The 12,509-nt window shown below is 63.3% G+C and carries 11 protein-coding genes and 2 tRNA genes; 9 read left to right on the top strand and 4 right to left on the bottom strand.

Annotation, left to right across the window (positions count from 1 at the left end; genetic code table 11):
- Positions 1 to 227: 227 nt before the first annotated feature.
- The 5 genes from B5X73_RS05270 to B5X73_RS05290 all read left to right on the top strand — a co-directional run bounded on the left by B5X73_RS05270 (position 228) and on the right by B5X73_RS05290 (position 6,433).
- Positions 228 to 3,578: a TonB-dependent receptor gene (locus B5X73_RS05270; RefSeq protein WP_079520846.1), complete on the top strand. Its 3,351-nt coding sequence runs from the start codon at positions 228 to 230 to the stop codon at positions 3,576 to 3,578.
- A gap of 174 nt (positions 3,579 to 3,752) precedes the next feature.
- On the top strand, positions 3,753 to 5,150 hold the full coding sequence (gene ppnN, locus B5X73_RS05275) for a nucleotide 5'-monophosphate nucleosidase PpnN (protein ID WP_051943872.1): 1,398 nt from the start codon (positions 3,753 to 3,755) through the stop codon (positions 5,148 to 5,150).
- Between the two features lie 155 nt (positions 5,151 to 5,305).
- The gene (locus tag B5X73_RS05280; protein WP_079520847.1) at positions 5,306 to 5,461 is read left to right on the top strand and encodes a DUF3309 family protein; all 156 of its coding nucleotides are present in this window, start codon (positions 5,306 to 5,308) and stop codon (positions 5,459 to 5,461) included.
- 194 nt (positions 5,462 to 5,655) lie between these two features.
- Entirely contained in the window at positions 5,656 to 6,258 is a 603-nt protein-coding gene (locus B5X73_RS05285) for a DNA-3-methyladenine glycosylase (protein ID WP_079520848.1), read from the top strand.
- Positions 6,251 to 6,433 (top strand): hypothetical protein, encoded by a 183-nt coding sequence (locus B5X73_RS05290; RefSeq protein WP_079520849.1) that lies wholly within the window; start codon positions 6,251 to 6,253, stop codon positions 6,431 to 6,433. The genes B5X73_RS05285 and B5X73_RS05290 overlap by 8 nt, the downstream gene beginning before the upstream one ends.
- 12 nt (positions 6,434 to 6,445) lie before the next feature.
- Here the strand turns inward: B5X73_RS05290 and B5X73_RS05295 are convergent, their stop codons facing one another.
- Positions 6,446 to 7,330, bottom strand: coding sequence for an AraC family transcriptional regulator (locus tag B5X73_RS05295; protein ID WP_079520850.1), 885 nt, complete (start codon positions 7,328 to 7,330; stop codon positions 6,446 to 6,448).
- Positions 7,331 to 7,445: 115 nt separating this feature from the next.
- Between B5X73_RS05295 and B5X73_RS05300 the strand changes: the two genes are divergently transcribed.
- Positions 7,446 to 8,222 carry an SDR family NAD(P)-dependent oxidoreductase gene (locus B5X73_RS05300; RefSeq protein ID WP_079520851.1) on the top strand — a complete coding sequence of 259 codons (777 nt, stop codon included), beginning with the start codon at positions 7,446 to 7,448 and terminating at the stop codon, positions 8,220 to 8,222.
- 170 nt (positions 8,223 to 8,392) lie between these two features.
- Here B5X73_RS05300 and B5X73_RS05305 read toward each other — a convergent pair whose 3' ends face one another.
- The 3 genes from B5X73_RS05305 to B5X73_RS05315 form a co-directional block, all read right to left on the bottom strand.
- Positions 8,393 to 8,725, bottom strand: a complete 333-nt coding sequence (locus tag B5X73_RS05305; RefSeq protein WP_079520852.1) for a hypothetical protein — start codon at positions 8,723 to 8,725, stop codon at positions 8,393 to 8,395.
- A 123-nt stretch (positions 8,726 to 8,848) separates the two neighbouring features.
- A tRNA-Asn gene (locus tag B5X73_RS05310) sits at positions 8,849 to 8,925 on the bottom strand.
- Between the two features lie 47 nt (positions 8,926 to 8,972).
- On the bottom strand, positions 8,973 to 9,506 hold the full coding sequence (locus B5X73_RS05315) for a GspH/FimT family pseudopilin (RefSeq protein WP_079520853.1): 534 nt from the start codon (positions 9,504 to 9,506) through the stop codon (positions 8,973 to 8,975).
- A gap of 134 nt (positions 9,507 to 9,640) precedes the next feature.
- Here B5X73_RS05315 and uvrB point away from each other — a divergent pair, with 134 nt between their 5' ends.
- The 3 genes from uvrB (at position 9,641) to B5X73_RS05330 (ending at position 12,477) form a co-directional block, all read left to right on the top strand.
- Entirely contained in the window at positions 9,641 to 11,665 is a 2,025-nt protein-coding gene (gene uvrB / locus B5X73_RS05320; protein WP_079520854.1) for an excinuclease ABC subunit UvrB, read from the top strand.
- Between the two features lie 82 nt (positions 11,666 to 11,747).
- Positions 11,748 to 11,822, top strand: a tRNA-Val gene (locus B5X73_RS05325).
- Between the two features lie 235 nt (positions 11,823 to 12,057).
- A complete protein-coding gene (locus B5X73_RS05330) occupies positions 12,058 to 12,477 on the top strand; it encodes a CopD family protein (protein WP_036114943.1) in 420 nt (139 codons plus the stop codon).
- Positions 12,478 to 12,509 lie beyond the last annotated feature (32 nt).

Consider the following 12,509-nt stretch of genomic DNA (forward strand, 5'->3'; position numbering starts at 1 on the left):
GGTATTTATCAAACTGGCGTGAAAACGTTACAAATCTGTCATACAATGCCGTTAAAGTTGGCTTAACAACTGTCGCCACCGGTCGCAAGGATGTGAACCGGGTCACACGAGACGACACAGCCACAGATTGGGGAAAGCTCAAGCGAATCGCACCGCCCGGCCCCGGCCAGGCAGCCCATCGTTTGGCAAAAACTTTTTTCGTTGCAAGCCACAGGGTCGACCATTAGATGAATAGCCGAATCCGCGCCAAACTCCTGCCGCTGGCGATCGCCTCGCTCTTCGCGGCACCTGCATTTGCGCAGGAAACGTCCTCCACGATCAGCGGTCGCGTGCTCGACGCCGCCGGTCAGCCGGTGGCCAACGCTACCGTCGTCATCGTCCACGAGCCGTCGGGCACGACGAAGATCACCACCACGGACGCGAGCGGCCGTTATTCGGCCCAGGGTCTGCGCGTCGGCGGCCCGTTCGACGTCACCGCCACGAAGGACGGCACGCCGTCGGCTCGCCAGGACAACGTCTACCTGCAGCTGGGTTCGGACACCTCGGTCAACCTGAGCGCCGGCACCGCCGCCAGCGCGGCTGACGCGACCGCGTTGGATGCGGTCACCGTGTCGGCCGTGTCGGGCCAGTTCTCTTCGGAGAACAAGGGTCTGGGCACGAACATCTCGCAGCAGCAGCTGAAGAACACCCCGTCGCCGAGCCGCAACATCGCGGACATCGCGCGTCTCGATCCGCGCGTCAATGTCGACCACGGCACCGGCGCGATCTCGGCCAACGGCCAGAACACCCGCCTGAACTCGATCAAGGTCGACGGTCTGGGCGTCGGCGACCCGTTCGGTCTGAACTCCACCGGCATGCCGACCGTCGGCTCGCCGGTGTCGATGGACACGATCGACTCGTTCAACATCTCCACCGCCAACTATGACGTCGGCTCCGACACCATCGGTGCGGAAATCAACGCCGTCACCAAGTCGGGTACCAACGACTTCCACGGTTCGGCCTACTACGGCTTCAAGAACGCGAGCAGCATGGTCGGCGAAGCCGGCTGGCTCGACCGCGGCAAGGACTACACCGAGTTCGACCGCAACTGGACGGCGGGTGCCACCGTCGGCGGTCCGATCATCAAGGACAAGCTCTTCTTCTTCGCCGGCTATGAGAAGGAAGAAGTCACGGGCCTCAGCTCGGGCGCCGTCACCGGCCTCGACCCGACGCTGACGGGCTTTTCCACGGCCAACAAGATCTCGCAGACGGATCTCGATCGCACCATCGCCGCCGCCACCGGTCGCGGTCTTTCGCCCGGCACGACCGGCGCGAACGCCGGTACGCTGACCGACAAGCGTTACATCGCCAAGATCGACTGGAACATCACCGACGGTCACCGCATGAACCTTGCGTACTCGCGTACCAAGGAAGTGAAGCCCAATCCTCAGGGCAACTCGACCAACAGCGTCGGTCTCTCGAGCTACTGGTACACCGTCAACACCGACATCAAGAATTACACGCTGCAGTCGTTCGACGACTGGAACGACGTGTTCTCGTCGGAGGCCAAGGTCGGCTACAGCGATTACTCGCTGAACCGTTCGGTCGATCAGCAGCAGCCGATGGTCCAGGTTCGCCTGAACCAGGGCGTCGGCACGTCGGGTCCGTCGGTCTACCTCGGCGAAGACCAGTTCAGCCACTACAACTCGGCGTCGGTGAAGACGCTGAACGCCATGTGGGCGGGCACCCTGTACCTCGGCGACCACACGATCAAGGGTGGTTTCGAGTGGGAACGTAACCGTATCTACAACCTGTTCGGTCGTACCGAGTTCGGTTCGTACCTCTACGACGGTTACGCCAACCTCGCCGCCGGTCGCTACACCAACTATTCGCTGTACCAGCCGGCGCCGGGCTATTCGCTCAACGACATCGCCGCTCAGTGGGAACTGCGTCGCAACACGTTCTTCCTGCAGGATACCTGGCAGGCGAGCGACAACCTCTCGGTGCAGTTCGGTGTGCGCGTCAACAAGTACCTGACCGACGACAAGCCGCTCTACAACGCGACGTTCGCGTCGAAGTACGGCTTCAGCAATGCCAGCACCATCAATGGCAGCCAGCTCGTCGAGCCGCGTCTGTCGTTCAACTACACCTTCGACAGCGAATACAAGACTCAGCTGCGCGGTGGCGTCGGCCTGTTCCAGTCCGATCCGCCGACCGTGTGGATGACCAACCCGTACCAGAACAACGGTATCAATATCGTTACCTATTCGTACAACCGTCAGGGTAACAACTGCACGCTCGGCAATGGCCCGGCCATTCCCTGCCCGGCGTTCAGCGCGAATCCGCTCGCTCAGAACACGAGCGGCGCGGGCACGGTTCCGCAGATGGCGGTCGATACCGTCGACAAGGACTTCCAGCTTCCGAGCGTGTGGAAGTCGTCGCTGGCGTTCGATCGTGAACTGCCGTGGGATGGCATCATCGCGAGCATCGAATGGCAGCATCTCGATACGCGCGACGGCATCTTCTATCAGAACCTCAACATCGGTAATCCGACGGGTATCCTGCCGGACGGTCGCAACACGTACTTCGGTTGCATCGGCGGTGCGCAGGCCGTCGGCGGCGCCACCGGCCGTAACTGTGCGGCGTTCCCGGCGGGCGCGCCTTCCGCGGGGAGCACGACCAACACGGCTCGCTCGCGTTCGGACAACCGCTTCGCCCAGGCCGTTACCTACCTGACCAACACCTCGAAGGGCAAGGCGGACTCGGTCACGCTGTCGTTCAGCAAGGCGATGGAAAACGGCTGGGCGTGGAGCGTGTCGGCCACCGGCGGCCACGCCACGGAAGTCAATCCGGGCACCTCCAGCCAGGCCAGCTCGAACTACTCGAACAACGCGTGGACCAACCCGAACGAAGACATCGCGTCGACGTCGAACACGAACATCGGCAAGCGCCTCAACGCGTCGCTGACGTGGCAGCACAAGTTCTTCGGCGACTACGCCACGACCATCAGCGCGTTCTACGACGGTCATGACGGCGTGCCGTACAGCTGGGTGTTCTCGAACGATGCCAACGGCGACAGCTACTCGCGTGACCTGGCCTACATCCCGAACCGTGGCGACGTGATTCTGCGTAACGCGGCCGGCACGGCGGGCGCCTCGCAGCAGCTGCAGGACCAGTTCTACCAGTACATCCAGGACGACAACTACCTGCGTAAGCGTCAGGGCAAGATCGCCGGCCGTAATGCCACCAAGGCCGCCTGGGTCAACCAGATCGACCTCGGCATCAGCCAGGAAATCCCGGGCATCTTCAAGGGCAACAAGGGCGAGATCCGTCTCGACGTCTACAACTTCCTGAACCTGGTAAACAAGGACTGGGGCCAGCAGTCGTACGTCGGCTTCCCGTACACCCGTAACTTTGCGGCCTTCGGCGGCGTGGATCCGGCCACGGGCAAGTACATCTACAACCTGCCGACCGACGCCAACGGCAACTACCAGCCGGGCACGAAGGCGGTGTATGACGCCCCGACCGACAACAGCGCGACCAAGGTCAACCCGGTCTCGCGTTGGTCCGCCATGCTGACCGTCAAGTACACGTTCTAAGCGAAGGATTCGCTGCTCGATCCCGAGGCCGGTACCCGTGAGGGTGCCGGCCTTTTTTTGCGCCGCCCGGGCCCGGTCTTGACCCTCCGCCGCCGGACGGTGATCCTAGGCGGTCCGCTCCCGATCCGGAGCGGGGTTCGCCGCTAATTCGCGGTCAGAAGGACGAGTAACTCCATGAATGCCATCCATTTCGGGGATCCGGTCAACGGCAGGACAGTCAGCGCGCGGGTGTCCCCGGCCGGCGGCCTCGATATCCTGTCCCGTAATGAGGTCGCGCGCCTGCGCGACGCCAGCGGCTCCGGCCTGCACCAGCTGCTGCGTCGTTGCGCACTGGCCGTGCTGACCTCGGGCAACCTGTCGGACGATCCCGGCACGCTGTTCGAGCAGTACCCCGATTTCGACATCCAGGTGCTGCAGGAAGACCGCGGCATCAAGATCGAACTGAAGAACGCACCGGAACAGGCGTTCGTCGACGGCCGCATCATCCGCGGCATCAACGAGCTGCTGGTCGCCGTCGTGCGCGACATCGTCTACGTGTCGACCCAGCTCGAAACGGGCGCGTTCGATCTCGATGACACCGTGGGCATCACGCACGCCGTGTTCGAGATCCTGCGCAACTCGCGCATCCTGCGTCCGCAGGTCGACCCCAATCTCGTCGTCTGCTGGGGCGGTCACTCGATCTCGCGCGATGAGTACGAGTACACCAAGCGCGTGGGCTACCAGCTCGGCCTGCGTGGCATGGACATCTGCACGGGTTGCGGCCCGGGCGCGATGAAGGGCCCGATGAAGGGCGCGACCATCGCGCATGCCAAGCAGCGTCGCAAGGGTAACCGCTACATCGGTGTGACCGAGCCGGGCATCATCGCGGCCGAGTCGCCCAACCCGATCGTCAACAACCTGGTGATCATGCCCGACATCGAGAAGCGTCTCGAAGCGTTCGTGCGTCTGGGTCACGGCATCATCGTGTTCCCGGGTGGCGTGGGTACGGCGGAAGAGATCCTCTACATGCTCGGCATTCTGTTGCTGCCGAAGAACAAGGGCATTCCGTTCCCGCTGATCTTCACCGGCCCGAAGAATTCCGCCGCGTACTTCGAGCAGATCGATCGCTTCCTTCGTCTGACGCTCGGCGACGACGTGTCCCGGTTGTACAAGATCATCGTCGACGATCCGGCGGCGGTCGCGCATGCCATGGTGTCGGGTATCGAGAAGGTGCGTAACCATCGTCTCGACAACAAGGACGCGTTCTTCTTCAACTGGGCGCTCGACATCCCGCTGCCGTTCCAGCAGCCATTCCGCCCGACGCATGAAGCGATGGCCGGGCTGGCTCTGCATCGCGACCGGCCGAAGCATGAACTCGCGGCGGATCTGCGTCGCGCGTTCTCGGGCATCGTCGCCGGCAACGTCAAGGAGGAGGGCGTGCGTGCGATCGAACAATTCGGTCCGTTCGTGATCGACGGTGAGCCGGAAATCATGCGCGCACTCGACGAGATGCTGAAGGCGTTCGTCGAGCAGCACCGTATGAAGCTGCCCGGCGGTACGGCGTACGAGCCGTGCTACGTAGTGCGTACCTGAAGTCGCTACTTAAGTACTTTCAGGCCGGATTCGCCCGCGGCGATCCGGCCTGCCGTTAGCTGAACGTGACGTGGGAGTGCGGCTTCCGCGTCACATGCTCTAGACGGTTCCACAAGCGACGATGGCTCCCACGCACCACTGCCCGGAGAGTCACCATGCTTGTCACCATCCTGCTCATCGTTCTGGTTCTCGCCCTCATCGGTGGTCTTCCGACCTGGGGTTATTCGAGCTCGTGGGGCTACGGTCCCAGCGGCGGTATCGGCGTCATTCTCGCCATCGTCCTCATTTGCTGGTTGCTCGGCGTATTCTGATCGGGCTTCGCGTCGTCGGTGCCCGCCAGACGCGGGCACCGACCACCGGAGAATGTCATGCATCGACCTCATCGACCCGTTCCCGACACCGACAGTGTGCCACCGGGAACCGCGCCGCCTCCCTACAACCCTGAGCCTGTAAGGCGTCCAGGGCCCGATCCGGATACCGACGGCGCGCCGGTGGAGCCTTAAAGTTGGCTCGTCGCCATCGTTGGCCTGGGGATATCGTTCCGCGATCCTTCTTCCATCGCGATGCACGCGAGGTAGGGCCTCAACTTCTGAACAAACTTCTCGCCAGCGAAGACGGGCGCGCAGGGCGCATCGTCGAGGTCGAGGCTTATGTCGGAGCGATCGATCCCGCCGCGCATACCTTTCGTGGCAAGACCCGACGCAATGCGGTGATGTTCGGCCCCCCGGGCCACATGTATGTGTACTTCACCTATGGCATGCACTGGTGCTGCAACACGGTGTGTGGCGACGAAGGCGAGGGCTCGGGCGTGCTGATTCGCGCGCTGGAACCCATCGACGGCATCGAACGCATGCGTGCCGCGCGCCCGCGCATTCGCAAGGATCGCGAACTGTGCAGCGGCCCCGCACGACTGACCCAGGCGATGGGCATTACCGGCGAGCAGAACGGTATCGACCTTGTCGCGGCGCGAGACGGTTACACCATCCTGGACGATGGCACGCCGCCTCCCGATGAGGTGCCCGGCTCCGCGCGCATCGGCATCCGTGAGGGTACGGATCTGTTATGGCGCTGGTTCGTCGCGGGGAATGTCAACGTCTCGCGTGCCTGAGCGAAGCGAATGGGCTTCCCTTCGCAGTGTCGCGGGTAAGCCAGATCGCGAAACGCCGATCGAATCGTCATCCGGCGGGCTCGAAGGCTATCGTCTCGAGTATTTCAACGGCTGTAAGTCCGTGCAGATCGAGATCGTCAGCGGCAGTTGCTCGATCACGCAGATCGACAGCTGATCGTCGCGCCGGTCAGGCGGCGCTGCTACGAAGCTGCTCGACGTCGCGCCGCGGCGGCGCCCCGAACATGCGCGCGTACTCGCGGCTGAACTGCGAAGCGCTTTCGTAGCCGACGCGGTACGCGGTGGTTTCCACGTTGCTGTTTTCGGCGAGCATCAGCCGTCGCGCCTCGAACAACCGTAGCTGCTTCTGGTACTGCAACGGTGTCATCGAGGTCATGCGCTTGAACTGCCGATGGAACGCGGACGCGCTCATTCGCGCGATATCGGCGAGGTCGTCGACACTCACCGTTTCCGCGTAGCGGTCGCGCAGAGCGTGGATCGCGCCGATGATCGAGGCCTGATGCTCGTTGGCCAACGCGAGTCGTGCGATGGCACCACCCTGTGGCCCTGCGAGCAGCCAGTAACTGAGCTCGCGCATGATGGCCGGATAGAGCACGGGGATGGCTGCGGGGGTGTCCATGAGGCGGATGAGCCGGGTGACGCAGTCGCCGATTCCGCGGTCCAGGTCGGCAACGAATACGCCTGCTTCCGCGTCGCCGTCATCCGGCGGCTGGATGGCCACGAGGACGTCGCGCAGTATCCCCAGATCGAATTCCACGATGGCGCCCAGATACGGCTCGTCCGGACTGGCGGCGGTAACGCGCCCGAGAGCGGGTGTTTCCACACTGACGACCAGCGCCTGTCCCGCGCCGTACTCGATGTGGCGGTCGCCGAACAGCGCCCATTTGGACCCCTGGGCGACGATGCAGAGCGCAGGCTTGTAGATCAGCAGGGCGGGCATCTTCTCGCGAGGCGAGCGTAGCAACGTAAGGCCCGGTACGCCCGTCGACAGAGGGCTTTGCCCGATGGCGCGATCGGTCTGGTGAAGAATCGCGTCGCGCAGGGCTGCAAGCATGGGGGCTCCGGAATCGTCGTGCAGGATCGGGCAGGAAGCGGGTGGGTTCCGGCATTCAGGGCAACGCCCCGTCTGCCTAAGCTGTGATGACTCTTTCCCTGATGGACATGGCGTCATGACTTCAAAAGACAATAACAGTGCCCGCCGTATCGCGGTGGTGACCGGCGGCAGCCGTGGCCTGGGTCGTGCGACCGTGCTCGCCCTTGCCAGGCGCGGCGTCGACAGCGTGTTCACCTACCAGAGCCGTCGGGCGGATGCCGAGGCCGTGGTCGCCGCTGTTGCGGACCTCGGTTCGCGGGCCATGGCGCTCCCGCTCGACGTGGGAGTGGCGTCGTCCTTCGGCCTCTTCGCAACCGAGCTGGCTTCGATGCTGTCGTCCCTGCGCGCCGATCGCTTCGATTACCTCGTCAACAACGCGGGCATCTCGCTGCACAAGGCGTTTGCCGAGACCACGGAGGCCGAGCTGGATGCGGTGTTCAACGTCCACTTCAAAGGTACGTTCCTGCTCTCGCAGACCTTGCTGCCGCTGATTCGAGACGGTGGACGCATCGTCAACCTGTCGTCCGGCCTGGCACGTGTCTCGGCCGCACCGACGGCCGCCTACGGCGCAATGAAAGCCGCTGTCGAGTCACTGACACGGTACATGGCCAAGGAGCTGGGTCCGCGCGGTATCACCGTGAACGCGGTGGCTCCCGGCGCCATCGCGACGGACTTCAGCGGCGGCATGGTTCGCGACAATCCCGAGGTGCAGAAGATGGTGATCGCGAACACGGCGCTTGCGCGGATCGGGCAGCCGGACGATATCGGCGAGATGATCGCCGCGCTGCTCGGTGACGAGAATCGCTGGGTCAACGGGCAGCGCATCGAGGTGGCTGGCGGGATGGCGCTTTAAGCGCGTCGTGCCCGGTCAGGCGCCCATGGGCGAGCAGATCTCGACGATCACGCCGTTGAGGTCACGCAGATGGCCGACGCGCTGACCCCAGGGCTTTTCCTCCATGGGACGAATGGCCGAAGCGCCCTGGGCAATCGCCTTATCGAAGTCGGCGTCGGGCGCGCCGACGCTTAAGAGACGTTCCGAACCATCGCGGCGACCGGTGGCTTATCTCCGAATGTGACGTGGATGGAGCCGGATGCTGCTTTGTAGAGCCCGAACAGCATGGCCAGAAGTCCGGCGCCACCCAAAATCAGCGATTTCCACGTTTTCAGATCGTCAACGTCTTTTTTCGTCGCCGCTGCCAGGTCTGTCAGGTATCTGAGCTCGGTCTCGATGCGCGGAATCGCATCCTTGATCTGGAGCAGGATGGACGCCGCGGTGTTGTCGGTCAGGAATGGACCTCGGGAGGTGGTCGACTCGCCATTCGCGGCTGCATTCCGGTCGTTGGCAAAGGTGTCCATGTCCGCGCGATCTCCTTGTGTGTGCGAGACCCGACTATAGGTGCGCAGCTTTCGCTTGTCCGTAGGCGAACATCGTGCCGACAAAAGAAAAGGGCCTGCATCGCTGCAGACCCTTTCAAAACCTGGCGCCCGAAGTTGGACTCGAACCAACGACCCCCTGATTAACAGTCAAGTGCTCTAACCGGCTGAGCTATTCGGGCGGGGAGCCACGTATTTTGTTGATAACGGTGGGGGCTGTCAAGCGTCTCTAAGCATTTCGTGAAGGACGGCGGGAGCAGGCGGTGGCATCGTCCGACGGAGCGGTGTCGCGCCGGACGCGACCCGCGTTGGATATGACGATGCTGAGCGCTGTCTGCGGCTTGCCGCGCAGGCAGAGGGTGATCCGCTGGTTGCCGCCGCCGGCGCTTCCATCCGGCTGAAAGTCGATCACGGGCGGCTTGCCGTGTCGTGCGGATGCGATGCGCGCTGGGACAATGTCGGACGCGTCGAAAAGGGCGAGGACGTCCCGGTCGCGTGAAATCCAGCCATGATTCCAGCCCGAAGCCGACGAACAGGTCCGCCCATCCGCACTGGCGCACACACGGGTGGAATGTCCGCGGCGGATGGCGGTGGCCCTGGCCCGCTCCAGAGAACCGAAAAGGGCGTCCCCGGTCGCCCTGAGCTGATATCGCCCGATGGCCTCCCCGGCACCGCATACCGCGGCCACGGCAAGCACGGCCGTCACGGCCAGGACGGTCATCAGTTCCGGCAGGGTGAAACCCTTAGGGGGCCAGGGAGGCATGGCGGCTCGCGTCCGGGTGGGGAGGGCGCCTGATCGTGACTGCTGACACCTGCTGTCAGCTGCAGGGGGAAGACGTCACGTCGTGTAGGCGCTGGAGCTTTAAACTCGACCTCCGAACCAGCATATCGTCAGCCATGACCGATCGCTTTCAGCTCGTTTCCCCGTACAAGCCCTCCGGCGACCAGCCCGAGGCCATTCGTCGCCTGACCGAGGGTTTCGAGTCCGGCCTGGCCGCGCAGACCCTGCTCGGCGTGACGGGCTCAGGCAAGACCTACACGATCGCCAACGTGGTCGAGCAGATCCAGAAGCCGACCATCGTGCTGGCGCCGAACAAGACGCTGGCGGCGCAGCTGTACGGTGAGTTCAAGGAGTTCTTCCCGCACAACGCCGTGGAGTATTTCGTCAGCTACTACGACTACTACCAGCCGGAAGCCTACGTGGTTGCCTCGGACACCTTCATCGAGAAGGATTCCAGCATCAACGACCACATCGAGCAGATGCGGCTGGCCGCGACGAAGGCGCTGCTGTCACGCCGCGATTCACTGATCGTGGCGACGGTGTCGGCGATCTACGGTCTGGGTGACCCCGAGGACTATATGAGCCTCCGGTTGATCCTGTCGCGTGGCGAGCATATCGCCCAGCGTGCGCTCATCAAGCAGCTGACCGAACTGCAGTACGTGCGCAACGAAATGGAGCTGCGGCGCGGTACGTATCGCGTGCGCGGCGAGGTGATCGATGTGTTTCCGGCGGAATCGGAAGCGGAGGCACTGCGCATCGAACTGTTCGATGGCGACGTGGAGAACCTCTCGCTTTTCGACCCGCTGACGGGTGAAGTGCTGCGCAAGGTGCCTCGCTATACCGTCTATCCGAAGACGCATTACGCCAGCACCCGCCAGAGCGTGCTCAACGCGATGGAGACGATCAAGATCGAGCTGTCGGAACGTCTGGAGCAGCTGTATCGGGACAACAAGCTCGTCGAGGCGCAGCGGCTGGAGCAGCGCACGCGATTCGACCTCGAAATGATGGCGGAGGTCGGGTTCTGTCAGGGCATCGAGAACTATTCCAGGCATATGACGCGTCGGGGTGCCGGCGAGCCGCCACCGACCCTGTTCGACTACCTGCCGCCGGACGCGCTGATGGTCGTGGACGAGTCGCACGTCACCGTGCCGCAGCTGGGCGCCATGTACAAGGGCGACCGCTCGCGGAAGGAAACCCTTGTGGAATTCGGCTTCCGTCTGCCGTCGGCGATGGACAACCGTCCGCTGCGTTTCGAGGAGTGGGAGCGCAGGGCGCCGCGTGCGATCTACGTATCGGCGACACCGGCGAAGTACGAGCTCGATCGCTCCGACGACAACATCGTCGAGCTGGTCGTCCGTCCGACGGGCCTGATCGATCCCGAGGTCGAAGTGCGTCCGGTGCGCACCCAGGTCGACGATCTGCTTGGTGAGATTCACAAGCGCGTGGCGATGGGCGACCGGGTGCTGGTGACCACCCTGACCAAGCGTATGGCGGAAAACCTCACCGACTACCTGTCCGAGCACGACGTGCGCGTGCGCTATCTGCATGCCGATATCGATACGGTCGAGCGCACGGAGATCATCCGTGACCTGCGTCTGGGTGAGTTCGACGTGCTGGTAGGCATCAACCTGCTTCGTGAGGGCCTCGACATGCCCGAGGTCTCGCTGGTGGCGATTCTGGATGCGGACAAGGAAGGTTTCCTGCGCTCGAACCGTTCGCTGATTCAGACCATCGGCCGGGCAGCCCGTAACGTGCGTGGCAAGGCCATCCTTTATGGCGACACCATCACGGGGTCGATGAAGGAGGCGATGGAGGAAACGGCCCGCCGCCGGGAAAAGCAGATCGAGTACAACACGGCCAACGGCATCACCCCGACGACCGTCGTCCGCCGCATCGCGGACATCATGGAGGGGGCTCGCTCGGATCTGGGCTCGCGAGGCGGTAAGGGGCGCAAGGGCAAGGAAGCGAAGAAGGTCGCCGAGGAACAGGCCGACTACGGCTCGCTGACGCCGGAGCAGGTGGGCTCCACGATCAAGAAGCTGGAGACCCGCATGTACAAGCACGCCCAGAACCTCGAGTTCGAGGAGGCGGGTAAGCTCCGCGATGAGATCCACAAGCTGCGTGAGCGCGCCCTGCGCTGAGCCGCCGGAAAGCTTCGGGTGAAATATTTCACCCGAACCTCTTGCAGACGCGTGCGGGCGTCGGTAAACTGCGCAGCTCTTCGGGCGGTTAGCTCAGCGGTAGAGCACTACCTTGACATGGTAGGGGTCACAAGTTCGATCCTTGTACCGCCCACCACTTTCTTTTGTGGAAGTGGCACGAAGAAGCTGAAAAAAGGAGCCTGAGGCTCCTTTTTTTGTGCCTGTTTTCCGGATCCTCGCTATCGCGTGCGACGCCTGCGGCACTTCCCGGCGCGGCCCGTCGGTTCCAGGGCTTATGGGCGTAAGTGTCGTGGCATCGATGCGTCCTCACGCCGCCGGTCGCCGCGACGGAGAGTCGCTACACTCACGCTATTTCCAGTGGAGCGGCATCCGTGGGCTACCTGCTGATCAAATCCCTGCACATCGTCTTCGTCATCGCCTGGATGGCGACGGTGTTCTACCTGCCCCGAATCCTGATCAACATCGTCGAGGCGGGCAACGAGCCGGCCGTAAAAGCGCGGCTCGAACTGATGGGTCGGCGGCTCTATAAGTTCGGCCACGGCATGTTTGGCATGGCCGTTCTCTTCGGGCTCGTGCTGTGGTTCTATTTTCATATCTACGGCGCCTGGCTGCACGCCAAGCTCGCGCTGGTCGCCGTCATGCTGGCGTATTACATCTGGTCGGGGCGTCTCCTGAAGCGGAGCATGGCGGGCGGGGCGCTGCCGCCCTCCAGAACGTTGCGCATCTTCAACGAACTGCCTGTGCTCGTGCTGCTCGGCATCGTCTACCTCGTGGTCGGGAAACCGTTCTGAGCTTTCGTGCCGCCCCCTTGTTCACCGGAGTC

This window comes from Luteibacter sp. 22Crub2.1 (genome assembly GCF_900167995.1).
Classification (GTDB): Bacteria; Pseudomonadota; Gammaproteobacteria; order Xanthomonadales; family Rhodanobacteraceae; genus Luteibacter; species Luteibacter mycovicinus.

Coding starts and splice junctions, on each gene's coding strand:
- B5X73_RS05270 (WP_079520846.1), top strand. CDS start 228: ATGAATAGCCGAATCCGCGCCAAACTCCTGCCGCTGGCGATCGCCTCG.
- ppnN (WP_051943872.1), top strand. CDS start 3,753: ATGAATGCCATCCATTTCGGGGATCCGGTCAACGGCAGGACAGTCAGC.
- B5X73_RS05280 (WP_079520847.1), top strand. CDS start 5,306: ATGCTTGTCACCATCCTGCTCATCGTTCTGGTTCTCGCCCTCATCGGT.
- B5X73_RS05295 (WP_079520850.1), bottom strand. CDS start 7,330: ATGCTTGCAGCCCTGCGCGACGCGATTCTTCACCAGACCGATCGCGCC.
- B5X73_RS05300 (WP_079520851.1), top strand. CDS start 7,446: ATGACTTCAAAAGACAATAACAGTGCCCGCCGTATCGCGGTGGTGACC.
- B5X73_RS05305 (WP_079520852.1), bottom strand. CDS start 8,725: ATGGACACCTTTGCCAACGACCGGAATGCAGCCGCGAATGGCGAGTCG.
- B5X73_RS05315 (WP_079520853.1), bottom strand. CDS start 9,506: ATGCCTCCCTGGCCCCCTAAGGGTTTCACCCTGCCGGAACTGATGACC.
- uvrB (WP_079520854.1), top strand. CDS start 9,641: ATGACCGATCGCTTTCAGCTCGTTTCCCCGTACAAGCCCTCCGGCGAC.